The organism is Actinoplanes sp. NPDC021490 (genome assembly GCF_055562135.1).
This window is the reverse complement of sequence record NZ_JBVHFW010000033.1, coordinates 1-25,664: the sequence shown is the minus strand read 5'-3', so window position 1 is coordinate 25,664 and position 25,664 is coordinate 1. Positions and strand designations below refer to the sequence as shown.

The following is a 25,664-nucleotide window of genomic DNA, read 5'->3' as shown; positions in this document are numbered from 1 at the left end:
CGGCCATCGGCCGTGCGATCGGTTGCGGCAGGCGTCGGTTGAGCTTTCCGGCCATCCCGTACGCGACGTGGCGGCGGGACAAACCCCCGAGGGGTCAGAGCCCGAACACGTGCCCCAGGCCGGTGACCTCGATGGCCTTGCGGACCGGCGGCGACGGCTCGGCCAAAGTCAGCGTCACACCCGAGGCGGCCGCGCTGTTGCGGGCACTGACCAGAGCGCCCAGCCCGTACGAGTCGATGAAGTCGAGACCGGCGACGTCGACCCGCAGATAACGGCAGGCCGGATCGGTGGCGATCTCGGCCAGCCGATCCCGCACGACGTCGGCGCGATCAAGGTCGAGTTCCCCGCTGAGCGAGGCGACGACCAGGCCATCCGCGTCGGCCGGTTCGTGCTGAATCGTGGCGTCCGGTTGCATTCGTGGAATGCTACCCGGCACCCGCCAGCACGGCAGCGGACGACGCGACCCCATGCGCAAGCACAGCGGCCGATCCGGTATTGTTCTCCCCAACGCGGACGTAGCGCAGCTGGTAGCGCATCACCTTGCCAAGGTGAGGGTCGCGGGTTCGAATCCCGTCGTCCGCTCGTAGGCGGGGGTCCGTGTCCACGGAAAGCGTGGACCGGGCCTCCTCGCATGTCTGCTTGGGGGCCGAGCCCCCAGACCCCACGGTGCGGTTGGTTTGCGCTTGGTGGTGGGTCACCCGCTCGTGCGCTCGGCTGGGCCGAGGCACCAACTGCTTGTGCGCTCGGCTGGGCCGAGGCACCAACTGCTTGTGCGCTCGGCTGCGCCGAGGCACTAAAGCGCGGTGGGGCGGGGTGGTGCCGGTTTCTGACACAGCTCGTTGTGGTGGGCGCGACTAGGGTGAAGCTCCGCGTAAGCGTCGGGAGGCGCTGGATGGAGCCTGTGGCAGGGCGGGGTAGCGCGGCGCGGGTTGTCGTGTGGGTGGGGCATCTTGGGGCGCCTGTGGGTGGGTTGTGGCTGTTGGTGGCTCGGCCCGAGTGGGATGTGCACTGGCAGCATGAACAGGCGCACTTCTGGCTGGTGCTGGCGGTCGCACTGGTCAGTCTTGGGGTGGCTCTGGTTGTTAATCAGGCTGCGCAGCGGCGGGCGGACACCCGGTTGCTGTTGGTGGGGCTGTCATTTTTGGTGGCTGCGGCGTTTTTGGGGCTGCATGCTGCGGCTACCCCTCAGGTGGTTCTGGATGCTCGCAACGCTGGGTTTGCGTATGCCTCGCCGGTGGGGCTGACTCTGGCCGCCGTGTTTGCGGCCGGCAGCGCGGTCGACCTGTCTGAAGGTGGCCGCGCTCGGCTGCTGCGGTGGTCGGGGCTGCTTCGTGGGGTGTTGCTCGGGGTGGCGGCGGCGTGGGGTATCGGGTCGCTGAGCGGCATGCCGCCGCTCGACCGGGTGCCGGCTGCGGATGGGTCTACGCCGGCGGTGTTGCTGGCTGCGGTCGGTGTGGTGCTCTTCGGGTATGCGGCGGTTCGGTACTACGTCCTCTACCGGCGGCGCCGGTCGGTCATGCTGCTGTCGGTCGTCACCGCGTACGTGCTGCTGGCCGAGGCGGCCGTGGCGATGGCCGCGGGCACGAGCTGGCATGCCTCCTGGTGGCTGTGGCACGTGCTGATGGCGGCCGGGTTCGGCTACGTCGCGTACAGCGCCTGGGTGCAATATCGCAACGAGGGCGCGGCGGCGGGACTGTTCGCCTCGGTCGGCACCGATGACACCGTCCGGCAGCTGCGGGCCTCGTACGGGAAAGCCCTGGAAGGTCTGGTCGGCGCCCTCGAGACCGGGGAGCGGGGCGGGCTCGACGAGGGGCGGCTGGCCGTGGCGACCGAACGGGTGGCCCGGCAGTTCGAACTCACCGACGGGCAGGCCGCGGTGCTGGGCCGGGCCGCCGGCGCGCTGGCCCGCGAACGTGATCAGATCCGCAAGCTGGGCACGCTGGTCGAGGTCGGTCAGGACGCACGGGTCGTGGTGTCGGACGACGAACTGCTGCGCACGGCGGTGCAGCGCGTCGCCCGCACCTTCGACGGATACGCCGTACGGATCGGGCTTGTCCAGGACAACCGGCTGGTCTTCCCGGCCGGTCCGCCGGTCCGCGACGGCATGTTCCGCAGCGCGCAGCGGACGCTGGCGGCCCGGCAGCCCGGGGCCGATCCGCAGGGCGCGCTGTACCTGCCGTTCCTGGTCAAGGGGCACCCGGCCGGCGTGCTGGTGGCCGACCGCGGCGGCCCGGTGCCCGAACGCGACGCCGCCCTGCTGGCCACATTGTCCGCCCAGATCGCGATCGCGCTCGAGAACGCGCGGCTCTACCGGACGCTCGACGTGCTGTTCCGGCAGTACATGTCGCCCGACGTGGCCACCGCCCTGGTCGCCGACCCGAGCCAGGCCGCGCTGGGCGGGGCCGTGCTCGAGGTGACCTCGCTGTTCGCGGATCTGCGCGGCTTCTCCACGTTCTCCGAGTTCGCCACGCCGGGCGAGATCGTCGAGATGCTCAACCGCTACTTCGACGTGGCCACCCACGCCGTCCTCGACGAGAACGGAACCGTGGTGCAGTTCGTCGGGGACGCGCTGATGGCCCTGTTCAACGCGCCGGCCCGGCAGCCCGACCACGCCCTGCGCGCCGCCCGGGCCGCGCTGACCATGCAGCACGAGGTCGACCGGATCGCGGCCGGCCGGCCGGAGTGGCCGCGGTTCCGGGTCGGCGTCAACACGGGGGAGGCGCTGGTCGGCAACATCGGGGGAGAGGCGCTGCGCAACTTCAACGCGATGGGCGACGCGGTCAACGTGGCCGCCCGCCTCGAATCGCGGGCCGAACCGGGCCAAGTGGTGATCGGAGCGTCCACGCGCGACCGGATCGGCGACTGCGCCCTGGTCACCTCGCTGGGCGAGCTGATGGTCAAGGGCCGGGTCCAGCCGGTCGGAGCGTACGTCCTGCACGGCTTCTCGGGAGAGAACCATGGCAACTGACCTCGATCCCCAGCTCGCCCTCGATCTCGGCGAGTTCGTCACCGACCTCGCCCCGGCCGACCGCGACGACCTGTTCCGGATCGGGCGCCGGCGGCGCTGGCCGTGCGGGGCGACCCTGTTCAGCGAGGGCGACCGCTCGACCACGGTGGTGCTCGTGCTGAGCGGCCGGGCCAAGGTGTTCTCGCTGACCGCCCAGGGCGGCGAGGTGCTGCTGGCCATCCGCGGTCCGGGCGCCCTGCTGGGGGAGATGTCGGCGCTCGACGGCGCCCCCCGCTCGGCCTCGGTGTCGGCGCTGGAAACCCTCGAGACGTACGTGGTCACTGTCGGCGCCTTCCTCGACTTCCTCGGCTCGCATCCCGACGCGGCGGTGCGGATCGTCCGGATGATCGTGTCCCGGCTGCGCGACGCCGACCGCAAACGCGTTGAGTTCGGCACCTACGACATCCTGGGCCGGGTCGCGCTCCGGCTGGCCGAGCTGGCCGAGCGGTTCGGCGCCTCCCAGGACAAGGACCATGCCGTACGCATCACCCTGCCGCTCACCCAGGACGAGCTGGCCGCGTGGACCGGCTCGTCGCGCGAGTCGGTCACCAAGGCGCTGCGTGTGCTGCGCCGCCAAGGGGTCATCGAGACCAGCCGCCGCTCGGTGTCGGTGATCGACCTGGACCGTTTGCGGGCCCGGGCGAAGTGAAGGGCGGAGCGCCGTCCGGCGCCCCGCCCCCGTGGTGTGCTTACAGTTCGCAGCTGTTCTTGAAGTCGTTCAGGTCCGCGACGCACCGGTCGGTGCCGACGCCGCCGAAGTTGCGGTCGTTGCCCCGCACGCCGTCGCGGCTGTTCAGGTTGTCGTTGCCGGCGTCGCCGAACAGCAGGTCATTGCCCGCCCCGCCGACGACGGCGTCGTTGCCGGGGCCGCCGCGGAGCACGTCGGCGCCCGCGTCACCGGCGATCCGGTCGTTGCCGGCCTCGCCGGTGACCGTGTCGTTGCCCGCGCCTCCGCGCAGCACGTCGTTGCCGGCCAACCCGATGACCCGGTCGTTGCCGTTGCCACCGCTGAGGTTGTCGTTGCCGGCGCCGCCGTTGAGGGTGTCGCCGCCGTTGTCGCCGGTGAGGGTGTCGTTGCCGGCATCGCCGGTCTGCACGTCGTTGCCGCTCCCGCCGTTCGCGGTGTCGTTCCCGGCGTCACCGAACTGCCGGTCGTTGCCGAGCCCGCCGTTCAGCCGGTCGTTCCCGGCGCCGCCGTTCTGCGTGTCGTTGCCGTTGCCACCGTTGAGCGTGTCGTTCCCGGCGCCCCCACTCTGGATGTCGGCGCCGTTGCCACCGTTGAGGGTGTCGTTTCCGGCGCCCCCGTTCTGGGAGTCATTGCCGCTGTTGCCCGTGAGGACGTCGTTTCCCGCGTCGCCGTTCATGATGTCCCGGGTCGTTCCGCCGTTCAGGAAGTCCCGGCCGTCCCCGCCGTTGAGCACCGAGGTCGTGCTCGTGTTGTTGGTGACCGTGTCGTTGCGGTCCCGGGCGTTCACACGGAGGAGATTGACGTTGGTGGCCGAACATCTGACCACGTTCACATTGACCTGGGCACAGCCCGCGCCCGCTACCGGCGGATTGCCGGAGTCCCGGACGAAGAAGAAGTTCCCGGCCCGGGTGACCAGGATGTTGTTGGCCCGGTTGGCCTGGGCGTTGACGGTGATGGTGCCGCCGGCCTTGGTCACGCCGGTGGCGGCGTACGCCGGAGCGGCCAGGATCAACGCGGGTGCCGCGCCCGCCGCGGCGAGCGTGGCGAATCGGAGAATCCGGCGGCGGCGTAGCTCGTTGTTGCTCATGTACGTGTCCCCCTTGAAGATTCGCATCCGGTGTCCCGGGTACCGCTGAACCTTCGCAGGGCAAGGGGGTCGTGGCGCAGGAAGAAGTACGCGTCCGAACTGGTAAAAAGGCCAGCTGGAACTGTCCGGAAGCAGCTTTCGGATTGCGCGCTGTTGCTAATCTCGCGCGCCATTCCCGGGCGCGCAAGTGCGGCGGATCTCAGACCCGGAACGCGGAGACCACGCTGCGCAGCTCGGACGACATACGTGCCAGTTCGGCCGTGGCCTCCTGCGTTTCGGCGACACCCTGGCTGGTCAGGCGGGCGGCCTCGGCGACACCGGTGATGTTCTGCGCGATCTCGCCGGTGCCGCCGGCGGCCTCGGAGACGCTGCGGTTCATCTCGGCGGTGGTGGCGGTCTGTTCCTCGACGGCCGAGGCGATGGTGGTCTGGAAGTCGCTGATCCGCTGGATGACCGTGGAGATTTCTTCGATGGCCATGACGGCGCCGCTGGTGTCGGCCTGGATGGCTTCGACGCGGCGGGAGATGTCTTCGGTGGCTCGGGCGGTTTCCTGGGCCAGGTCTTTGACTTCGGAGGCGACCACGGCGAAGCCTTTGCCGGCGTCGCCGGCGCGGGCGGCTTCGATGGTGGCGTTGAGGGCGAGCAGGTTGGTTTGTCCGGCGATGGCGGTGATGGTTTTGATGACGTTGCCGATTTCGGCTGAGGAGTCGCCGAGTTTGCCCATGGTGGCTGAGGTGGCGGCGGTGACGGTGACGGCTTCGGAGGCGACGCGGGCGGCTTCGGCGGCGTTCTGGGAGATCTCGCGGATGGACGCGCCCATTTCCTCGCTGCCCGCGGAGACTGTTTCGACGCTGCGGGAGACCTGTTCGGCGGCGGCCGAGACGGCCTGGGCCTGCACCGAGGTCTCCTCGGCCGAGGACGCGATCTGGGTGGCGGTATCGGTCATCCGGTCGGACGCCCCGGACAGCGACGCCGCCGACGCCTCGATCGTCTGGAGGGTCACGCGCAGCCGGGCCATCGCGGTGTCGAGCGAGCGGCCCATCCGGCCCGGCTCGTCGGCGGTGGTCAGGCCGGAGCTGCGGGTGAGGTCGCCGTCGGCCAGCCCGTCGCAGACGACGGTCACCTTGGTCAGCGGCCCGACGATCCGGCCCGCGACCCAGAGGCCCATGGCCAGGGCCAGGGCCAGGCCGGCCACCAGCACGCCGATCGACCAGGCCCGGTTCGAGGTGAACCCGTCCTGGGCCGCGTCCGCGTTCTTCGAGGCGTCCGCGTCCTCGGCGGCGCCCAGCGTGGTCAAGGTGGCGTAGGCCTCGTCGATCACCGGCATCACTTCGTTGTCGCGGATGGTCGCCCACTGGTCGAGCTGGTTGGCCCGCCCGGCCGGCAGAAGCCTGCTCTGCACGAGGTCGACGTAGGCGTTCCAGTCGTCCTGCAACGCGTCGATGGCGGCGGCATCCCCGGCCGGATTGCTGTTGCGATAGGCGGTCATCGCCGCGGCGAAGCCTCGCCGGTCCTCCTCGAAGGCCTCCTCGAACTTCGTGGTGCCGGTCTCGTCGACCGAGAGCGCCTGGTTGGCCGTGTCGAGCCGGGCCTCGGTGATCATCGCGCGGATCTGGCCGGCGGCCTTGATGCTCGCCACGTTGCTGCGGTAGATCAGCTGCGCCGAGTTACTGGCATCGCTCAGGGCGTTGAGGCCCATGATCCCGACGATCAGTGCCACGAGCGCGGCGGCGGCCACCGCGGCCAGCACCTTGACCCGGACGCTGAGGTCCGCGAAGGAGCGCCGGCTCGTCCCGGCCTGGGTGACCGGCTCGGTCAGGGCCAGCACACTCATACCGCTCTCCGTCCCGTGCGATACCTGCTGTCCCCCCAACTATCGCGAACGCTTCTCGCTTAATGGGCGGATATCGCCAAGATGGCCGACTGTCAGAGGTATTGCGACGCCAGACGGGCCACCATGGCCACCACGACGACGACCAGCACCCCGCGAACGAACCCGGCGCCCCGCTTGAGGGCTGTACGCGCTCCGAACCGGGCTCCGACGATATTGCACACGGCCATGGCCAGGCCCAGCTTCCACAGCACGTGGCCGCCGGCCGAGAAGACCAGCAGCGCGCCGAGATTCGTACCGGCGTTGAGAATCTTGGCCGTGGCTGAGCTGGAGACGAAGTCCAGCCCGAGCAGCGCGGTGAACGCGATGATCAGGAACGTGCCGGTGCCGGGGCCGAAGACGCCGTCGTAGAACGCGATCACCGTCCCCGCCAGCAGCACGGCGGCGACCCGCCGGCGCAGGGTGCGATGGGGCTCGCTGACCGTGACCCCGAACGACGGCCGGGCCACGACGAACGCCAGCACCAGCAGCAACAGCACCATCACGGCGGGCCGGAAGTATTCGGCCGGGATGTGCGAAGCGGCCAGCGCGCCGGTGCCCGAGAACATCACGGCCAGGCCCGCCGCCGGACCGGCCATCCGCCAGTCGATCTTCGTGCGCCGGGCATACGTGATCGCGGCCGAGGTCGTTCCGCAGATGCTGGCCACCTTGTTGGTGCCCAGCGCCGTCACCGGCGACATGCCCGGCAGCCCGAGCATCAGTGCCGGGACCAGCACGAGCCCGCCCCCACCGACCACCGCGTCGACCCACCCGGCCGCGGCCGCGATCACCAGCAGCAGCGCGACGTGCTGCCATTCCAAGCCATACAGCCATTCCACGGCGACAACCCCTTCAAGATCGCCACCCATCCTGCTGTAATGGCTTTATGCATCTCAACCCTTACGGCGAGGATGCCGTGCGGCTCGCCCTCTCACTGGCGACCGACCCACCCGCCACCGACGACGCGATGGTGGCCCGCTGCCAGGCGTACGACCTGGTCATCGAGCTGCCGGTGACGAAGTATGACCGGGAGGCGACGGCCGAGTTCCTCGCGGAATGGTTCACCGTGATTGACGCCACCGACCACGACGAACGGGCCCGGCGCCTCAACGACCTGCTGCGCTTCGCGTCGGCGTACCCCCGGCTCACCAACCACGCCGCGGACGGGTGGCACATCCACTACCGCGACCCCGGCCAGCCGCTGGCCTCGGTGCTGCGCACGCTGATCAGCGTCGGCACTGCCCTGCACCTGGCCGGTCGCGGGATGCACCGCCTCGGTCGCTGCGCCGCGACGGGCTGCGACAAGCCGTACGCGGACTTCAGCCGTACGGGAAAGCAGGCGTATTGCTCCCCGGCCTGTGGCAATCGGGATGCCGTACGCCGCCATCGGGCCCGCCTGTCCGGGGACCGCTCTTGACATCACGCCGTGAATGACGCCAAGTAGGCGTATGCCCGCGGCGCTGCGAGGTCCCGTGGGATTTGCTCGGGCGGATCTCTGGGACGGGAGAGGCGGCGACATGCGGATCAGCGACATTCTCCGGGTCAAGGGCGAACGAGTGGTGACCGTGCCACCCGAGGCCGACGTGACGGAGCTTCTGGCCGTCCTGGCCGAGCACAAAATCGGTGCGGCGATCGTCTCGGCGGACGGCGCCCGCGTCGACGGCATCGTCAGCGAGCGCGACATCGTGCGCGCGCTGGCCGCCCGCGGGGCCGCGGTGCTGACCGAGCCGGTCACGGCGATCGCCACCACGCAGGTGCACTCAGTGGTGCGCGAGGCCGGACTCTCCGACGTCGAGCGGCTGATGACCGAGCGGCGGTTCCGTCACGTGCCGGTGATCGAGGACAACCGGTTGCACGGCGTGGTCAGCATCGGCGACGTCGTCAAGTTCCGCATCGACGAGCTCGAACACGAACGGACGAGCCTCGAGGAGTACATCACCGGCGAGCGGGCCTGACGCCCGCGTCCAGCACGTCGTCGGCCGGGCAGCGTCCACGCATCACGTAGCGCTCGGCGAACTCCGCGACCTGGTCACGCAGGTCGCGGGCGACGCCGTGCCGGGCCAGGGTCCCGTACGCCTCCACGAAGCACGCCCGCGCGGCGGCGGCCAGCACCGGATCGCTCAGCGCGTCGCGGGCCGCCCTCTCCCAGAGCCCCGCCTCGGCCGCCAGCGGGGCCGTGATCCGCTCGGCCCGGGCCGCCGTCACCGGGTCGTCCATCAGCACGGCCGTCACCGCGACCACGACCCGCCAGCCGTCCCCCGCCTGCCCGTCGGCCACGTCGATCTCGAGGTGCCCGCGCGCGGCCACCGGCGGCCGCAGCGAATCAACGTGCCGGGCCAGCCCGGCCAGCCCCCGGCCGTCCCGCCCCGGCTGCTCCAGCACGTACGCCGCCCAGGCGCGACGCGGATCCCGGACGGCGCGCACCACCGGAAGGCCACGGTGACGGCCCTGGCGGCTGCTCCGCCAGCCCTCCGCCGACGGCGAGTTGGCGAAGGCGGCCGCCAGCACCGGCGCGAGCGTATTGGCCAGCACCCACCGGCGGTGCAGCCCGAGCGGCCCGCCGCCCTCGAGACCGGCCTCCAGCGCCACCCGGACGCCGCCGCTTACCGGCGCGGCGCCGGGCAGCAGGGGCCCGGCGGCGGCGAGGTCTTCGTCCATGCGCGCGATGCTCGCCTCGAGCCCGGGGGAGGGCGGCCCGCTCACCACGGCCAGCCGCGGAGACAGGGCCAGGAACCCGTGCGGCAGGGCGGTTCGCTCCCGCCGGTCGGCCGGGAGGCCGGGCGCATCAACCGCAAGTTCCACGGTGGCGCCGACAAAGCCGGGCGTGGCCGGCGCGAAGGCGTGCTCGGCCAGCAGCAGAGCAGCAACCTGCTCATCAAGGGGGGTCACGGCGCCTCGCTCCAGTGCGGTCCGTCCGGCAACCGCAGGAGCATAGCATTCCTATCTGTCCGATAGGCATTGCCCGTTCGGCCGGCCCGGCACCGCCATCAGGTGAACACCGGCGCGGTACCGAAACGCCCACTCGGGCAGGTGACGGAATGAATCGCCCTTGCCATGATGGCGGCATGACACGTCGGTGGCGTGGTCGCGTACGGCACATCGGTTGGTGGCTCGTCGCCACGGGCCTGCTGTGCGCGGGCGTCTGGATCGTCGTGCGCGCATCCGGCGCGGCCGACGCCGACGACTTCCAGCGGTGGACGAACTGGTCGAACATCCTGGCCCTGCTGACCGGTGCGATCGGGACCACGCTGGTCGTCCTCGACCGGCTGTCGGCGCCGGCCACGGTCACGCCGGCCGACGGTGATGTCGTGCACGACCTGGCGGCCCGCCTCGAGAGCGACTGGGCCGAGGAGGCCGCTCTGCGCGACGTGACCCGGCCCGCCCCGATCGTCGTGCGGTGGTCGTCGACAGGGCGGCCGGCCGCCGATCGCGCGAGCGTCGTGGGCGGCGAGGGCGACTGGCGGACGTTCCCCATGCACGGCGAGGTCGGCCTGCACTCGCGCATCGTCGACGCGCTTCGCGACCTCCCGCACCGGCAGCTGGTTGTCCTGGGCGCTCCGGGCTCGGGCAAGAGTGTCTTCGCCGTGCTGCTCACGCTGGGGCTGATCCGGCGACCGGTCGTGGGGGAACCGCTGCCCGTCCTTCTGCCGATCAACGTCTGGGACGTGTTCAAGGAGGATCTCGGGCAGTTCGTCCGCCGGCGGATCGCCGAGGACTACGCCGACGTGCTGGCCCGGCACGGTGACCCCGAGGTGCTGGCCCGGGACCTGGCCGAGCACAAACTGATCATGCCGGTCCTGGACGGCCTCGACGAGCTTCCGGCCGGAGCGCTGGTGCGAGCGGCGACGCTGCTCGACGCGTACGCGGGAGCCGGTCGCCCGCTCGTGGTGACCTGCCGGCCGAACGAATACGAGGACGCCGTACGCCGCCGGGTGCTGAGCCGCGCGGCCGTCGTCGAGCTCGAACCGGTCGGGGTCAAGGCCGCGATCCGGTACCTGTCACAGCCGCGGTTCGATCCCCGGTGGACGCCGGTGTTCGAGGCGATGCGCCTGGACGGGCACGGCAGTCTCGCCCGGGCGTTCTCCACGCCGCTGATGGTGTCCCTGGCCCGGGCCGCGTACGAGGATCCGGCCACGGACCCGGCCGAGTTGTGCGCGATGACGCATCCGTCGGCGATCACCGACCGGCTGATGGACGCGTATGTCGCGGGGGCGTTCGCCGGCTCCGGTTGGCCGCGGGCGCCCCAGTGGCTCGCCTGGCTGGCCGCCCATCTCGACCGCACCGGAAGCCGTGATCTGAACTGGTGGCAGATCATGCCGGCCTCGGTCGTCGCCGCCCCGGTCCGCCGGGGCGCCGCGGCTCTGCTCACGGTGGCCGGCTTGTCGGCCCTGCTGGGTCCGCCGGTCGTCCGGGCCGGCGGCGTCACGATCCTGACCGTGCTCCTTGGTTCGACCGGCTGGCTGCGGCCGCTCTGGCCGTGGGGCCAGCCGCGATACACGCCCCTGGAGTTCCGCACCGCCCGTCAGCGCCGGATCCGCGATCTCGCCCGGCGGCTCGGGTACGGGTCGGGTGGCGCCGTGGTCGCCGCTCTGTTCGGCCTGCCCTGGGTGTCCGCCGTCGTCGGTGGCCTGGCCGCTGGTCTCTGTGCCGCCCTCATATCGGATCGCGTCCCCGGAAGGCCGGACCGGTACGCCGCGACGATGGCCGGGCTGTTCGGTGCGGCGTGTGGATCGGCCTTCGCCGCCGGCGCCACTGTGCGTGTGCCGCTGTCCACGGCTGCCGTCTTCGGAGCCGTCACCGCCCTCTGGTACGCCGCCACGGCGGCGCTCGGCGCGGGTGGAGCGGCGTGGATCGGCTTCCGGCTCACGCATCTGTGGCTCGCTGTGCGCCGAAAGCTGCCGTTGCGCCTCCGCCGGTTCCTCGGCGAGGCGCATCGCTCGGGTGTGCTGCGCCGGAACGGAACCGTCCATCAGTTCCGGCACGTGCTGCTTCAGGAGCGGCTCGCCCAGCCGCAGCGGGAAGGGGCGACCGGTCCGCTCGCGCAGCTGGGGCCGCTCGACGAGCTGCGGGCCTGGGCCGATGCCGGCCAGGAGCACGCGGAGGCCCGGTTGGCGGAGCTGCTGCGGCGACACGGACGGGTGACCGAGCTGACCGTACGCGCGGACCTGGGCGACCGGGCGGCGGCCAAAGAACTCGCGGCTCATCTCAGGGACGCGGCATTGCTGGGCGAGCTGCGTGCCCGCGCGGCCAAAGGGGACGAGTTCGCCATGCAGCAGCTCACCGCCGCCCTGGTCGCGGAGGGGGCGCTGGACGAGGCCATCGCCCTGCTTCGGCCCGCCGCCAAGCGCGGTCTGTGGTTCAGCGCGGAACAGTTGACGGCGCTGCTGCTGAGCCGGGGCCGGGCCGACGACGCCGTCGCCCTGCTGACCCCGCACGCGGACACCGGCAACTGGGCCGCGGCGAGCCGTCTGGCCGAGGTGCTGGCCGGTCAGGGCCGGATCACCGAGCTTCGCCGCCGGGCGTGCGACGGCGACACGCACGCGGCCGAGCGTCTGACCGAGCTGCTCGACGCCGACGACGCGATCGAGTTTCTGGAGTCGCGCGTGCAGTCGGGTGGCTGGACCGATCGGGATCGTCTCGACGACTATCTGGCCGCTCGCGGCCGCGACGATGACCTGCGGGCACGAGCGGCCGGCGGCGACTGGTACGCCGCCTTCCTGCTTGCGGAGCGTCTGGCCGACGACAACCGCACGCCCGAGGCGCTGATGGTCCTGCGCACCTGGGGCGGCATGGACGAGAGCCGCGCGACCGACCGGCTCGCCCGCCATCTCACCGCGAAGGGCCGGTTCGAGGACGTCATCGACCTGGTCCGGCCGCTGTGTGACGCCGGTGACGAGGACGCGGTGGACCGTACGGTGGACTGCCTGATCGCCCAGGACCGGGTGAGCGAGGCGACCGACGTGCTGGGCCGGATCGCCGACGCCGGCAGCCTGCTCGCCTCCGAAAATCTCGCGGCTCTGCTTGAGGAACAGCACATGGTCGGCGAGTTGCGGGCGAGGGCGGACGCCCGGGACGCCTTCGCGCCGCACCACCTGGCCCGCCTTCTGGCCGCCGAGGGCGAAGAGGAGGAACTGCGCGAGAGGGCCGTCGCCGGGGACTGGTCGGCGGCACGGGCTCTGGCCGGGCTGCTGGCGGTGCGGGGCCGGCCCGGCGAGGCGATCGACGTGCTGCGTCCCCGGGCCGAGGCCGGCGACCTCTTCGCCGGTGACCGGCTGGCCGACCTGCTGGCCGAGAACGGCCGTAGCGACGACGCCATCGCGCTGCTGCGCCCCCGGGCGGAGGAGGGTGACGGGGCCTGCGCCGAGCGGATGGCGCAGATCATGGAGGCCGCGGGGCGCGGCGAGGATGCGATGGTTCTGTTGCGGCCGCTGGTTTTGCGTGATTTTGACGGCGCGGCCGAGATGCTGGCGGGTCTGCTGGCCGCGCGGGCCGAGGCCGAGCTGTAGCTGCTGCCCGAAGGGGCACGCTTCCACCACAGTATTGACTGACGTCGATTTAAATAGTTTGTTAACACTATGACGATCCGGCGGCTGGCTGTTGTGGTGGTTCTGGCCTCGACGGCGCTTGTGCAGGTTCAGACGGCTACCGCGGCCCAGGCCGCCACGATCTGTAATCGGTTCTGTGACGGGCGGGACGCGGGGCTGGCGCCCGCGGATCGGGTTGCGGTCAGCGCGACGCTCTACGGGCGGTCGTTCAAGCTGCACGTCAACGACGCCGACGCCATGGCCTGGGGCTCGGTCGAGGGCGGGCAGGGCGGCGACGAGGTGTGGCTGGACCGCTCGTTCGACGGGGGGCGCGGGTGGGGCAACGACAGCCGGCTCGGGGCCACCAGTGTTCCAAGTGGGTCGGGCGGGTGGCGTACGGCGCAGTTCAACGTCGACGACTGGGCCGCCACCGGGGTCGGGGTGTTGCGGGCCTGCGGGAAGGCCGGGGACCGGCCCGAGATCGCGTGCACGGCGTGGGCGCGCAGCAATTGGAATGCGGGGGACCGGCGTACGGCGGCCGCCACTGCCCTGATGATGCGGTTCGACCGGGGGACCGGGTTGTTCGACGGCAACGGCTGGTGGACCGGGGCCAATGCGCTGACCGCTATCGCCGAGAACATCAAGCGGACCGGGATGCGCAGCTATCAATACGCGATCGCTTCCACGTACGACAAGAACATCAATGCGCGCCAGGGTCAGTTCCGCAACGAGTTCCTCGACGACACCGGCTGGTGGGGATTGGCCTGGGTTTCCGCGTACGACGTCACGGGGGACAGCCGTTATCTGAACACCGCGCGCGCCGACGCCGATCACATGTTCGGCTATTGGGACACGCGCTGCGGCGGCGGGGTCTATTGGAAGACCGATCGCGCCACCAAGAACGCCATCCCGAACAGCCTCTACATTCAGCTCAACGCCGCCCTGAGCCAGCGGATCCCGGGCGACACCGTGTATCGGCAGCGCGCGCAGGCCGGCTGGAACTGGTTCAAGTCGACCGGCATGCTCAACGGCGAGAACCTGGTCAACGACGGCATCAACATGAGCACCTGCCGCAACAACGGCGACGTCACCTGGACGTACAACCAAGGGGTGCTGATCAATGCCCTGGTGCAGCTGAACAAGCTGACCGGGGACGCCGACGCGCTGGCCACGGCGCGCCGGATCGGGGATGCGCTGACGAGCAGCGGCTATCTGTCGCCGGGCGGAATCATGCGCGAGCCCAACGAGCCGGACGCGTGTTCCGGCGACGGGGTTTCGTTCAAGGGCCCGGCCGTACGCGGTCTCGGGGTGCTCAATGCGGCGACCGGCGGCGCGTACGACGCCTACCTGCGCCGCAACGCCGACAGCGCCTACGCCAACGACCGCAACAGCTTCGACGCGTACGGGTCGCATTGGGCCGGCCCGTGGCGGAGCACCAACCACGGCTGTCAGCACAGCGCGCTCGATCTGTTGAACGCCGCGCCATAGCCCGTTCGGCGTATGACAAATCCGATATGGCCCGCCGGACACCCGGCGGGCCATAGGCTCACGACTATGTCTTGGCCGAAGCATCACGGGCGTATCGCCTTCTTCGCCGTGCCGGCTGCCGTCGCCGTCGCGGCCGTCTTCCTGACCGTGCCCGCCGGCGCGGCCGCCACGCTGACGGTTGCCCAGGCGATCAGCAGCCAGAGCGGCACCGGCACCGTGACCGGCTATGTCGTCGGCGAGCCCACCGCCACGAGCACGGTGCGGACCAGCAACTTCACCGGCGACACGGCCCTGGCGCTGGCCGACAGCCGGAGCGAGACGTCGACCAGCCGGATGCTGTACGTCCAGATCACCAGCGCCTACCGGTCGTCGTTCGGGCTGCTGAGCAACCCGAACCGGGTCGGCACCACGATCACCGTGACCGGCACGCTGAGCGCGTACTTCTCCCACCCGGGCCTGAAATCGCCGACCGCCATGACCGCCGGCGGCGCCACGCCGACGACGCCGCCGGCCACCCCGCCTCCCACCGGCGGCACCGACGCCTACTACGCGGCGGCGGCCGGCAAGACGGGGGAGAACCTGAAGAACGCGCTGCACGGGATCGTCTCCAGCGGCGTGACCAAGCTGTCGTACGACGCGGTCTGGAACGCCCTGAAGGTGACCGACCAGGACCCGGCCAACTCGGCCAACGTGAAGCTGCTCTATTCGGGCCTGAGCCGGTCGAAGTCGCTCAACGGCGGCGACCAGGGCGACTGGAACCGCGAGCACGTGTGGGCGCAGTCGCACGGCGACTTCGGCACCAGCGCGGGCCCGGGCACCGACCTGCACCACCTGCGCCCGGAGGACGTCGCGGTCAACGGTTCGCGCGGCAACAAGGACTTCGACAACGGCGGTACGGCGGTCTCGGGCGCGCCCGGCAACTACAGCGACAGCAACTCGTGGGAGCCGCGCGCCGCGGTCAAGGGTGATGTGGCCCGCATGATCTTCTATATGGCGGTGCGGTACGAGGGCGGCGACTCCTACCCCGACCTCGAGGTGGACGACGCCACGAGCAGCGGCACGGCCCCGCGGATCGGGCGCATCTCGGCGCTGCTGGCCTGGAACGCGGCGGACCCGCCGGACGCCGCCGAGCGCAACCGCAACCAGCTCATCTACGCGACCTACCAGCACAACCGCAACCCGTTCATCGACCACCCGGAGTGGGCGGCGTCGATCTTCGGCTAGCGGTCCCCGGCGACCGCGGCCTCGTAGGCGGCCTGGAGTTCGGCGAAGACCGACGGGGTGCCCGGTGGCCGCGGTACGCCGAGGTGCTGCTCGCGCAGCTCGTCCATGAACCGCTCCCACAGCTCGGGGCCGCCCTGCTCGAGCAGCTCGGCGCGGACGGACAGCTCGTGGCTGGCCGGCATGTGCCGCCGGCCCCACGAGCCGAGCGCGGCCATCACCGGCACGAGCTGCACGCCGGGCTCGGTGAGGCTGTAGCGGACCTTCTGCTTGTGGCTCGGGTCGTCGGTGCGGGACAGAACGCCGTGGGCGACCAGCCGCCGCAGCCGGTCGGCCAGGATGTTGGAGGCGATGCCCTCCTGCGACCCGGAGAGCAGCTCGCGGAAGTAGTGCCGGTTGCCGAACATCACGTCGCGCAGCACGACCAGGGCCCACCGGTCGCCCAGCACCTCGACCGCCAGGTTGATCGGGCAACCCGACCGGTGCGTTCCCGCTCCGGTTGCTGCTTCTGCCTCGGTAACCATCGGGACCGATGGTACTTCGCAACCGGTGGTGTTACCGTCGCGGGACCGATTTCAGTCTGCAATCAGTTTCGTACGGGGACGGTGTCATGAGACTTCTGCTCACCTCCGGCGGCGTCAAGAACCAGAGCATCCACGCCGCCCTGCTCGACCTGCTGGGCAAGCCGATCGCGGAGGCGAGCGCGCTCTGCATCCCGACCGCGGGGTATGCCCACCGGGGCGGCGCCGGCCGCGCGTGGAACTTCATCAGCGGCCACGAAGGCGACTGCCCGATGACCGGGCTGGGATGGAAGTCGATCGGCGTGCTCGAGCTCTCGGTGCTGCCCAGCCTCGACGAGGAACTGTGGAAGTCCGAGGTCCGTCAGGCCGACGTCCTGCTGGTCAACGGGGGCGACCCGCTCTTCCTCCACTACTGGATCCGGCAGTCCGGGCTGGCCGGAGTGCTGCCCTCGCTGAGCGACACGGTCTGGGTCGGGCTGAGCGCCGGCAGCATGGTGATGACGCCGCGGATCGGGGAGGACTTCGTCGGCTGGCGGCCACCCACCGGCGGCGATGACAGCACCCTGGGGATCGTCGACTTCTCGATCTTCCCGCATCTCGATCACCCCGCCCTGCCGGAAAACTCGATGGCCGACGCGGAGAAGTGGGCCGCCACCATCCCGGGGCCGGCCTACGCGATCGACGACCACACCGCTATCAAGGTGACCGGCGGCGAGGTCGAGGTCGTCTCCGAGGGCAACTGGAGACTGCTCGAGCCGGTGTCCTAGACCGGGAAGCGGTTCACGCCGATCCCGAGCGCCACGCCCCGCAATCGCCGTACGAATGTCATGGTCCGCTCCCGGTGACGCCGAATGTTCCCGTCATCCCCCTCGGCGGCGTACGGCGTCCTCTGGGTGGGTCAGAAATGGGGTGAGCCTGCCGATCAGGGGTGCACAGGGGCGAGAGCGCGGAGTGAGCTTGTGACGAGGACGGCCGGGGCCGGGCAGCGGAGCTGTCCGGGTTCGAGGTGCAGGCCGAACTCGGCCGGGGCGCCTTCACCACCGTGCACCGGGCATCGCGGGGCGGCCGCCTGTACGCCCTCAAACGGCCCACGTCCGGATCGGCCGGCGATCCCGCCCTGCTGGCGTCGTTCCTGCGCGAGGCCGCCCTGCTGGCCTGCGTCGACGACCCCGGCGTGGCCCGCATCTTCGCCGCCGGGACGCTCGGCGGCGATCCCGCGCTCGCGCTCGAATACCTGCCCGGCGGCTCGCTGGCCGGCCACCTCGGCGCCGGCCCACTCGGCCAGGAGCGGGTGGTCGAACTGGCGGCCCAGCTGGCCCGCGGTCTGGCCGCCGCGCACCGGGTCGGTCTCGTGCACCGGGACGTGAAACCGGGCAACATCATGGTCGCGCCCGGGCGTCCGGCCAAGCTGATCGATTTCGGGCTGGCGCTGCTCGGCGACGGCGATGGCGGCGAGAGCGGCGGCGACCAGGCCGTCGGCACGTTCCTCTACAGCTCGCCCGAGCAGTCCGGCATGCTCAAGCGGCCCGTCGACGGCCGATCCGACCTGTACTCGCTGGGCGTGGTGCTGTTCGAGTGCCTGACCGGGCGGGTGCCGTTCGAGTCGTCCGACGTCGGCGAGCTGCTGCGCGACCACCTGGTCGCGCCCGTGCCCGACCTGGCCGAACTTTGTCCCGGCGTGCACCCGGCCCTGGTCACCGTGATCGGCCGGCTGCTGGCCAAGGACCCCGACGACCGCTACCCGGGGGCGGCGGCGCTGCTGGCCGACCTGCGGGCCTGCCCGGGCGGGGAGGCCGCCGAGGAGCCCGCCGCCGTACGCTGGCCGCTCGCCGGACGCGACGCCGAGCGCGACGAGCTGGCGCGCCGCTGGCAGCGGGCGCGCGACGGGCACGGCGGCGTGGCGCTGATCCGCGGCGCGGCCGGCTCCGGCCGCAGCCGCCTGGCCGAGGAGGCCGCCGAGCTGGCCGCCGGTTTTCCGGTGCTGACCGCCACCGCCGAGCGGGACGCGCCGGTGCCGATGGCCGCGCTGCGCGCCGCGATCGACGGATACCTGCAGACCGTGCGGTGGCTGCCCGGGCCCGAACGGGAGGCCACCGAGCAGCGCCTGCGGGACTCGGCCGCAGCCGCCGGTCCGGCGCTGGCCGCCCGGCTCTCGCCCCGGCTGGCCGAGATCATCGGCAGCACCCCGGAGGAGGGCCGCGACGAGCTCGTGCTGGCCGCCGCGGCCGCCTTCCTGGGCGATCTGGCCCGGCGCTCGGGCGGGATGCTGCTGATCGTCGACGACGCGCACTGGCTCGGGCCGGCCACCCGCGAGGTGCTCAACCTGCTCGCGCCCGACCTGCCCGGGCTGCCGCTGCTGGTGGTGCTGACCGAGCAGCCCGGCGAGGCGGGCCCCGACATGCCCGCCGACACCGTGCTCACCTGCGAGCCGCTCGGCCCGGCCGCGATCGACCAGCTGATCGCCTCCCGGCTGCCCGGAGCCCGCGTCGGGGCCGACCTGACCGCTCACGTCGCCGACCGCACCGGCGGGAACCCGTTCGCCGTGGTGGCGTACCTGTGGCGCCTGATCGACGCCGGTCTGCTGAGCCCGCTGTGGGGCAACTGGTGGTTCGACGAGGCGGGCGCCCGCGCGCTGCCCGCGGCCGAAGATGTCCGGGAGCTGCTGGCCAGCCGCCTGGCCGAGCTGCCCGCGGACGTCCGTGAGGTGCTCGTGCCGGCCGCGGTGGCCGGCGCCCGGTTCCGCAACGAGACGCTGAGCGCCGCCGGGCTCGCCCCGGACCAGGTGGTGTCCGCGGTGGCGGCGGCCCTGGACCGCCGGGTGCTGGAGACCCGCGCCGGCGGCTGGTACGCCTTCATCCACCCGCTGCTGCGCGAGGAGTTGCTGGCCGCGGTGCCCGAGGACCGGCAGCGCCGCCTGCACGCCGCGATGGCCGCCGCCCTCGAGCGTCAGCCCGCGGGCCAACGCGACGCCGACCACGTCTACGCCGTCGCCCGCCACCATCAGCGCGCCGGCGACGAGGTGCCGTCCGAGCAGCGCCGCCGCAGCGCGTTCGTGGCCGGGCTGGCCGCGCTGGACGACCAGGCCGCGCAGGAGGCGCTCGGCTACCTGCGCGACGCCGTCGACGGGGACGCGGCGCCACCGACCGCCGTGCTGCATCCGCTCGCCGTCGCGTACCTGCGGGCGGGCCGGATCGACGAGGCGCTCGCGACCATCCGGCGTGCGCTCGCGGGCGAGCCGGACCGCCGGATCCGTGCCCGCCTGCTCACCACCGAGATCGAGGCGCACCACACCCTCTGGGAGGACAGCCGCGCCCTGGACACGACGTCGCGGGCGCTCGGCGAGCTGCGCCGCCCGCTGCCCGGCAACGGCCTGCTCCTGGTCGTCACCACGCTCGCGATCGCCCTGGCCGGGGCGGTCGTCCGGCGTACAGGACGGGGGTTCGGAACCGCGAGTGGCCGCCGCCGGGACGACCTCGCCGCGCTGGCCGCCGTCCTCGACGCCGGTGGCTACGCCGCCGCGATCGGGCTCAAGCTGCGCGAGGCCGGCCTGCTCGCCCTGCGGGCCATGTACGCGGTGAACCGGCTCGGCCCGTCGCCGGAGTACGTGCGGGTCTACGCGCTGGCCGGCTATGTCGCCACGGTCGTCAAGCTGCGCGGGGCAGGCGGGCGCTGCCTCGACCGGGCGGCCCGGGTCGCCGCCGGGCTGGGCGATCCCGGGCTCGGCGCGTACGTCGAATGGATCCGCGGCTCGGCGATGTTGTTCGGCGGCCTCGACGACGGCACCGCCTGGGCCGCGGCCGTGAACCGGAATCTGCGCTGGTACGGCCCGGCCCAGCTGCTGGTCGGCCACGCCGTCATCGGCATGCGCCAGGTGCTGCGCGGCTACGTGCAGGAGGCCCGCGCCGAATACCAGCGCGGGCTGGCCGTGCTGGCCGACCCCGCGCACGCGCTGGGCACCTCGTTCAGCATGCTCGGCGTCCTGGTCCCGGCGATCCAGGGCCGGCCCGGCGAGGCCGCGTCCAGGCTGGCCGAGATGCGCGCGGCCTGCCCGGCCGGGACGGCCACGGCCGTGCAACGGGTGAATGTCGTGGTCTCGGCCGCCTGCGCCGCCATCGAGGAGGGCGAGTTCGGCGAGCGGTTCGACGCCATCATCGACGAGTTCCACGGCCTCGGGCTGCGCAGGCGCGAGCTCATGCAGCAGCACAAGTGGTTCTACGCCTTCCAGTCGCACGGCCGGATGGCCCAGCTGCGCCTGGCCTCCGACGAACAGCGACCGGCCGCGCTCGCCGCCGCCCGGGCCGCCGTGGCCGACCTGCGCCGGGTGCGCCGCGCGTCCCCGCTGCTCGAGTGCTCGTACCTGATCGGCGAGGCCGCCCTGGCGCAAATGGGGGGTGAGCCGAAGAAGGCGATCGAATGGACCGACAAGGCCGAACGGGTCGCCCGCACCTTCGACGCGCCGATCGTGCACTTCGAGGTGGCCCGGTTCCGGGCCCGGGCCTTCCGGCAGCTCAGCCTGGCCGCCGAGTCCGACCGCAACGCCAAGTGGGCGCTCGCGCTGGCCACCCAGTACGGGTGGGAACTGCGGCGGCGGCAGGTGCGGGCCGAGTTCGGCGCGGACGACGGCGGTGCGACCGGGCGGCGTACGGTGGTCGGCCGGCGCGCCGATGGTGGCCGCAGCCGCCGCCTCGAGGCGTTGCAGCAGGTCGGCGCGGCCGCGGCCACCGTCCTCGACCCGCGCCAGATGGCCCGGGTGACGCTCGACGAGATGCTGCGGATCCTCGGCGCCGAACGGGCCCTGTTCTTCCTGCTCGACGAGGCGGGCGAGCCGGTTCCCTACGCCGGGCGGGGCGCCGGCGGCGCCGACCTCACCGAGACGACCGCGTACGGGACCACGCTCGTGCGCCGGGTCGCCGACGAGGGCGAATCGCTGGTGCTGACCGGCACCGAGGAGGGCGCGGCGCTCGGCTCGCAGAGCGCGGTCGTGCACGGGCTGCGCAGCATCCTGGTCGTGCCGGTGCGGTTCAAAGGCGAGACGCTCGGCGTGCTCTACCTGGACAGCCGGATGGCCCGGGGCATCTTCACCGAGGAGGACGTGGAGGTGCTGATCGCGATGAGCAGCCACCTCGCCGTCTCGCTGGAGACCGCGCGCGCCGCCCAGCTGCACCTGGCCGTGCAGACCGCCCGTCAGCAGCAGGCGTTCGCCGAGACGCTGCGGGCCAGCCTGGCCGAACTGAGCAGCATCCACGACCCGGCCGAACTGCTGCGGCAGCTCTTCGCGACGCTCAGCACCCAGCTCGGCGCCACCGCCGGGTGCCTGCTCGGCGCGGGCGACACCGGGATCGTCGACGTCTCCGGCACGGCGCCGGCCGACCTGATCGGCGCCCGTCCCGACGTTGCCGTGCCCGGCCTGGCCCCGATGCTCCTCGACGACCCCGGCCTTCTCGGTACGGACGTCGTGCTCGCCGTCCCGCTGCAGCACCGCGACGGCCGGGCCGGGGTGGCCCTGCTGGGCGGGAAAGGCTTCGACGACACGGCCAGCAAGGTGGCGGCGGCGCTGGCGTTCCAGGGGATGGCCGCGTACGACAACGCCCGCCTGTTCAGCCGGGTGCAGGAGCTGGCCACCACCGACGAGCTGACCGGACGGCACAACCGGCGCCACTTCTACGCCATCGCGGGCGCCCTGGTGGAGGCGGCCGCGCGCGGCGGGCGGCCGCTCGCCGCGGTGATGCTGGACATCGACAAGTTCAAGGGCATCAACGACACGTACGGGCATGGGGTCGGCGACGAGGTGATCCGCGAGGTGGCGGCCCGGATCGCGGCCGGCATCCGGCAGTCCGACGTGCTCGGCCGGTACGGGGGCGAGGAGTTCGCCGTCGTGCTGCCCGACGCCGCCCCCTCGGGATCGGACTCGCCGCTGGACCTGGCCGAACGGATGCGGGCCGCGGTCGCGGACACCCCCGTGCCGACCCGCGCCGGGCCCGTCCCGGTGACGATCAGCGTCGGCGTGGCCCAGCTGTCCGAGGGCGACAACCTCGACCAGGTGCTGGCCCGGGCCGACCATGCGCTCTACCGGGCCAAGGAGACCGGCCGCAACCGCGTTGTGCTGGGCGCGGCCGGCTGACAGCCTGGCCGGCATGACCAGCTACCCGGTGATCCTGCAGCCCGTGCTGGACGCGGTCGACGTCCGCGGCCTGGCCGAGTTCTATCGTGAACTGTTCGGGCTGACCTACCGCCCCGGCGACGAGCGCGACGAGGGCCAGGGGTGGCTGGTGCTGCTCCGCCCCGACGGCGGCCGCGCGCTGGCCTTCCAGCGGGTGAGCTCGCTGCCCGCGGTCACGTGGCCGGACGGTCCGGTGCCCCAGCAGATCCACTTGGACACCACGGTGCCGTCGGTCGCCGAGCTGGACATCCAGCACGAGCGTGCGCTGTCCCTGGGCGCCAAGCTGTTACGCGACCGCGGCGACGACCCCGACGAGCCTCTGCGCGTCTATGCCGACCCGGCCGGTCACCCGTTCTGCGTGTTCGTCGCGTAGACCGGCCGGTCAGCCGGGCTGAGTTCGTCGCGCGGGGCGGGCCGTTCAGCCGGGTGGCGTTCGTCGCGCAGGGCGGGCCGGTCAGCCGTGCTTCGTGTCGTCGCGTAGAGCGGCCGCCACGGGGCCAGGCAGTGGTCGACGAGGGCCAGCTGACGGTCCTGCTCGGCCGCCGGCGCGGCCAGCACGGCGTGCACCTGCTGGCCGATCGCCACCGAGAGCAGCACGTCGGCCAGGCTGGCGGCCGGCACATCGGGGCGCAGCTCGCCGTCCTCCGCCGCCTCGGTGAGGTGGCGGCGCACCAGACCGCCCCAGCGGCCGATCGCGTCGGTCGCGGCGATCTCCGGGCGGCGGCTGATCGCGAGCCGGCCCCAGAAGCCGAGCATCACCTGCGCCTCGTCGCGGGTCTCGCCGCTGACCGGCAGGATCTCGCACAGGGCGGCGTCGACCGCGGCCAGGCCACGCCGATCACGGACCGCCTCCTCGATGCGCGCGTCGACCCGCTCGAGGATGCGCTGATAGGCGGCCGAGACAACCGAGTCGAGGCTGTCGAAGTAGTGCCAGAGCGCCCCCGCGCCCACGCCCAGCTCGGCGGCGATGGCCCGGCTACCCGCGCCCGCGAGACCCTCGCGGGCGACAACGTCCAGGAAGGCGCCGACGATCTCCGCGCGTCGCCTCTCGTGGTCAACAATCTTGGGCAACCGACTCCCCGTTCCTGCGTTCCGGAGCGCCCGCATACCCCTCTCGGCGACCCTTACACCGGGGATCTCGTGCCGGTCACGCGTTCACGGTCAGATTGACGGTGACCGTGTCGCCGAGCTCCAATTTCTCGCCACGGCGGACCACCGTCTTGATCGGCACGATGTAGCGGCCGTCCTTCGGCCACAGTGACGTGGTCCAGTCCGTACGGCCGATCCGCGCGGTCACCGGGATCATGCCCCAGCCATAGCTGACCAGCGACGCCGCTGCCTCGATGGCCGCGCACTCCTGCTCCGGCACAGTGACGAAATGCCACGGCGCGGGGCCCCGCCAGAACCAGATCTCCCCGGTGAACTCCATGTCCATGGCCACAACCTAAGACTCTCTGTCACGCGCCCGGCAGCGCTGTCCTTTATCCCGCGGCTCGGTCACGCGCCCGGCAGCACGTAGCGGCCCGACACCGCGTGCCAGCCCGCCGGGGGATCCTCGCCGACCCGGCCGTCGACCGCCTCGCGCAGCAGGTCGGCGTGACCGGTGTGGCGGCCGTACTCCTCGATCAGGTCGCAGACGAAACGCCGCAGGATCGGCTGGACACCACCGGGCCAGGCGCGGGCGGACGGCTGGTCGAGACCCCCGGCGGCCAGGGCGGTCGTGAGGCGGTTCCGCGTCCGCGCCACCGCGTCGTCGTACCACTCGTACAGGTCGGACGGTTTGTCGTGGGCGGCGCTCGTGAACTCCCACTCGTCGTCGCCCTCGGGCCGGGACAGCCACGGCTCGTACGGGAACTCCGCCTCACCCCCGAACTTCGCGCCGATCGTGTAATCCTCGGCCAGGGCGAGGTGCTTGAGCAGGCCACCGAGCGTCAGTGAGGACGGGCCGAGCCGCGCGTTCAGGCCGTCCGCGTCGAGGCCGTCGGCCTTCCAGCGGAACGTCGCCCGCAGACGCTCCAGCGCGCCCAGCAGATGCTCGGACTCGGTGCCGGCCGTCGGCGGCTCCCAGGGAATGTCGGTCATCGCCTCACCATAGGGGCCAATCCGGACGGTCGGCTTCCGGAAGCCCACCGCCCCGTACGGCGCGGTGTGCGCGCGGGAAGTAGGGTCGCCGCGTGACGCAACGCCGTGAGATCGCCGGACTGACGTGCGCCGAGTGGAACCCGCAGGCCACCGGGCCCACCGTGCTCGCCCTGCACGGGCTGACCAACACCTCCGAGGTGTGGCGGGCGTTCGCCGAGGCGTCACCGCAAACCCGGGTGATCGCCCCCGACCTGCCCGGCCGCGGCGGATCGCTGACCACCAAAGCCGGCCCCGGGCTCGCCGGGCACGCCGCCGAGGTGGTGCGCGTCGCCGACGAATGCGGCCTCGACGACGTCATCCTGCTCGGGCACTCGATGGGCGGCTACCTGGCCCCGCTGGTCGCGGCCAAGCTCGCGGACCGCGTACGCAAACTGGTCCTCCTCGACGGCGGCGTGCTGCCCGAACCACGCTGGACCCTCCGCCGTCCCGTCGTCCGTGCCCTGTGGACGTTGTGGACGCGCCCCCTCACCCGCACCTTCCCCGACGCCGCGACCTTCGTCGACCAGGTCGAGGGCCGCGCCATCGCCCGCCGCCCCGACCTGCGCCCCCGCCTCGACCAGTGGGCGACCTACCTGCTCGACGACACCGGCCGCCCCCGCGTCGACGTCCCCCGCCTGATCGACGACGCCGTCGACACCCTGGCCGGCCGCCCCACGCTGCCACTGCTGGCCGCCCTGGACGTTCCCGTCCACGTGATCCTGGCCGAACACGACGGCGACGACTCGGCCAAGCCCTTCATCAACGACCGCGGCCTGGCCCTCGGCCGCGCCCAGCTGCCCCGCCTGACAGCCGAACGCCTCCCCGCCAACCACGTGACCATGCTCTTCGACCAGGCCGCGGTCCGAGCAGTCTAGGCACGGTGGGTCTGTAAGAAAAACGGTGTAACTCCTAATCAAGGAGACACCTGATGACCGTGATGAGCGAGGCCGCCATGGATACTTCGACGGTGGCGAAGA

Annotated in this window: 20 protein-coding genes and 1 tRNA gene; 12 read left to right on the top strand and 9 right to left on the bottom strand. The window is 72.2% G+C overall.

All coding sequences use genetic code 11. The features are described 5' to 3' along the window. Positions 1 to 94: 94 nt before the first annotated feature. Positions 95 to 415, bottom strand: coding sequence for an STAS domain-containing protein (locus tag ACZ3I4_RS47435; protein WP_465388774.1), 321 nt, complete (start codon positions 413 to 415; stop codon positions 95 to 97). 94 nt (positions 416 to 509) lie between these two features. Here ACZ3I4_RS47435 and ACZ3I4_RS47430 point away from each other — a divergent pair. The 3 genes from ACZ3I4_RS47430 (at position 510) to ACZ3I4_RS47420 (ending at position 3,656) form a co-directional block, all read left to right on the top strand. Beyond that, positions 510 to 582: transfer RNA gene (locus ACZ3I4_RS47430), tRNA-Gly, on the top strand. Positions 583 to 1,234: 652 nt separating this feature from the next. Further along, positions 1,235 to 2,968 (top strand): adenylate/guanylate cyclase domain-containing protein, encoded by a 1,734-nt coding sequence (locus ACZ3I4_RS47425; RefSeq protein ID WP_465388773.1) that lies wholly within the window; start codon positions 1,235 to 1,237, stop codon positions 2,966 to 2,968. Continuing rightward, positions 2,958 to 3,656, top strand: coding sequence for a Crp/Fnr family transcriptional regulator (locus ACZ3I4_RS47420; protein ID WP_465388772.1), 699 nt, complete (start codon positions 2,958 to 2,960; stop codon positions 3,654 to 3,656). The genes ACZ3I4_RS47425 and ACZ3I4_RS47420 overlap by 11 nt, the downstream gene beginning before the upstream one ends. 40 nt (positions 3,657 to 3,696) lie before the next feature. On the opposite strand, the gene ACZ3I4_RS47415 is transcribed toward ACZ3I4_RS47420, so the two are convergent. The 3 genes from ACZ3I4_RS47415 to ACZ3I4_RS47405 all read right to left on the bottom strand — a co-directional run bounded on the left by ACZ3I4_RS47415 (position 3,697) and on the right by ACZ3I4_RS47405 (position 7,473). Then, entirely contained in the window at positions 3,697 to 4,809 is a 1,113-nt protein-coding gene (locus ACZ3I4_RS47415) for a calcium-binding protein (RefSeq protein WP_465388771.1), read from the bottom strand. Positions 4,810 to 4,981: 172 nt separating this feature from the next. Next, positions 4,982 to 6,616 carry a methyl-accepting chemotaxis protein gene (locus ACZ3I4_RS47410; RefSeq protein ID WP_465388770.1) on the bottom strand — a complete coding sequence of 545 codons (1,635 nt, stop codon included), beginning with the start codon at positions 6,614 to 6,616 and terminating at the stop codon, positions 4,982 to 4,984. Between the two features lie 92 nt (positions 6,617 to 6,708). Then, the gene (locus tag ACZ3I4_RS47405; protein WP_465388787.1) at positions 6,709 to 7,473 is read right to left on the bottom strand and encodes a TSUP family transporter; all 765 of its coding nucleotides are present in this window, start codon (positions 7,471 to 7,473) and stop codon (positions 6,709 to 6,711) included. A gap of 65 nt (positions 7,474 to 7,538) precedes the next feature. Between ACZ3I4_RS47405 and ACZ3I4_RS47400 the strand changes: the two genes are divergently transcribed. Beyond that, the gene (locus ACZ3I4_RS47400; RefSeq protein ID WP_465388769.1) at positions 7,539 to 8,069 is read left to right on the top strand and encodes a CGNR zinc finger domain-containing protein; all 531 of its coding nucleotides are present in this window, start codon (positions 7,539 to 7,541) and stop codon (positions 8,067 to 8,069) included. 100 nt (positions 8,070 to 8,169) lie between these two features. Then, complete coding sequence (locus ACZ3I4_RS47395) at positions 8,170 to 8,607, top strand: CBS domain-containing protein (protein WP_465388768.1); 438 nt, start codon at positions 8,170 to 8,172, stop codon at positions 8,605 to 8,607. Here the strand turns inward: ACZ3I4_RS47395 and ACZ3I4_RS47390 are convergent. Then, a complete protein-coding gene (locus tag ACZ3I4_RS47390; RefSeq protein ID WP_465388767.1) occupies positions 8,588 to 9,541 on the bottom strand; it encodes a glutamate-cysteine ligase family protein in 954 nt (317 codons plus the stop codon). The two genes, ACZ3I4_RS47395 and ACZ3I4_RS47390, sit on opposite strands and share 20 nt — an antisense overlap. Positions 9,542 to 9,717: 176 nt before the next feature. Here ACZ3I4_RS47390 and ACZ3I4_RS47385 point away from each other — a divergent pair, with 176 nt between their 5' ends. The 3 genes from ACZ3I4_RS47385 (at position 9,718) to ACZ3I4_RS47375 (ending at position 15,888) form a co-directional block, all read left to right on the top strand. Continuing rightward, positions 9,718 to 13,158: an NACHT domain-containing protein gene (locus tag ACZ3I4_RS47385; protein ID WP_465388766.1), complete on the top strand. Its 3,441-nt coding sequence runs from the start codon at positions 9,718 to 9,720 to the stop codon at positions 13,156 to 13,158. A 69-nt stretch (positions 13,159 to 13,227) separates the two neighbouring features. Further along, positions 13,228 to 14,664, top strand: coding sequence for a glycoside hydrolase family 76 protein (locus ACZ3I4_RS47380; protein WP_465388765.1), 1,437 nt, complete (start codon positions 13,228 to 13,230; stop codon positions 14,662 to 14,664). Positions 14,665 to 14,730: 66 nt separating this feature from the next. Then, on the top strand, positions 14,731 to 15,888 hold the full coding sequence (locus ACZ3I4_RS47375) for an endonuclease (RefSeq protein WP_465388764.1): 1,158 nt from the start codon (positions 14,731 to 14,733) through the stop codon (positions 15,886 to 15,888). On the opposite strand, the gene ACZ3I4_RS47370 is transcribed toward ACZ3I4_RS47375, so the two are convergent. Then, complete coding sequence (locus ACZ3I4_RS47370; protein WP_465388763.1) at positions 15,885 to 16,409, bottom strand: winged helix-turn-helix transcriptional regulator; 525 nt, start codon at positions 16,407 to 16,409, stop codon at positions 15,885 to 15,887. The two genes, ACZ3I4_RS47375 and ACZ3I4_RS47370, sit on opposite strands and share 4 nt — an antisense overlap. An 86-nt stretch (positions 16,410 to 16,495) precedes the next feature. On the opposite strand from ACZ3I4_RS47370, the gene ACZ3I4_RS47365 reads away from it, so the two are divergent. From ACZ3I4_RS47365 to ACZ3I4_RS47355, 3 genes are all read left to right on the top strand, one after another. After that, on the top strand, positions 16,496 to 17,173 hold the full coding sequence (locus ACZ3I4_RS47365) for a Type 1 glutamine amidotransferase-like domain-containing protein (protein WP_465388762.1): 678 nt from the start codon (positions 16,496 to 16,498) through the stop codon (positions 17,171 to 17,173). Between the two features lie 239 nt (positions 17,174 to 17,412). After that, positions 17,413 to 22,527: a diguanylate cyclase gene (locus ACZ3I4_RS47360; protein ID WP_465388761.1), complete on the top strand. Its 5,115-nt coding sequence runs from the start codon at positions 17,413 to 17,415 to the stop codon at positions 22,525 to 22,527. A gap of 13 nt (positions 22,528 to 22,540) precedes the next feature. Beyond that, positions 22,541 to 22,939: a VOC family protein gene (locus tag ACZ3I4_RS47355; RefSeq protein WP_465388760.1), complete on the top strand. Its 399-nt coding sequence runs from the start codon at positions 22,541 to 22,543 to the stop codon at positions 22,937 to 22,939. Here ACZ3I4_RS47355 and ACZ3I4_RS47350 read toward each other — a convergent pair. From ACZ3I4_RS47350 to ACZ3I4_RS47340, 3 genes are all read right to left on the bottom strand, one after another. Then, a complete protein-coding gene (locus ACZ3I4_RS47350) occupies positions 22,912 to 23,637 on the bottom strand; it encodes a TetR/AcrR family transcriptional regulator (protein WP_465388759.1) in 726 nt (241 codons plus the stop codon). The genes ACZ3I4_RS47355 and ACZ3I4_RS47350 overlap by 28 nt on opposite strands. A 76-nt stretch (positions 23,638 to 23,713) precedes the next feature. Next, on the bottom strand, positions 23,714 to 24,001 hold the full coding sequence (locus ACZ3I4_RS47345) for a DUF1905 domain-containing protein (protein ID WP_465388758.1): 288 nt from the start codon (positions 23,999 to 24,001) through the stop codon (positions 23,714 to 23,716). A 62-nt stretch (positions 24,002 to 24,063) separates the two neighbouring features. Continuing rightward, positions 24,064 to 24,648 carry a mycothiol transferase gene (locus ACZ3I4_RS47340; RefSeq protein WP_465388757.1) on the bottom strand — a complete coding sequence of 195 codons (585 nt, stop codon included), beginning with the start codon at positions 24,646 to 24,648 and terminating at the stop codon, positions 24,064 to 24,066. A 92-nt stretch (positions 24,649 to 24,740) separates the two neighbouring features. Here ACZ3I4_RS47340 and ACZ3I4_RS47335 point away from each other — a divergent pair, with 92 nt between their 5' ends. Beyond that, positions 24,741 to 25,562: an alpha/beta fold hydrolase gene (locus ACZ3I4_RS47335; protein ID WP_465388756.1), complete on the top strand. Its 822-nt coding sequence runs from the start codon at positions 24,741 to 24,743 to the stop codon at positions 25,560 to 25,562. Positions 25,563 to 25,664: the final 102 nt, after the last annotated feature.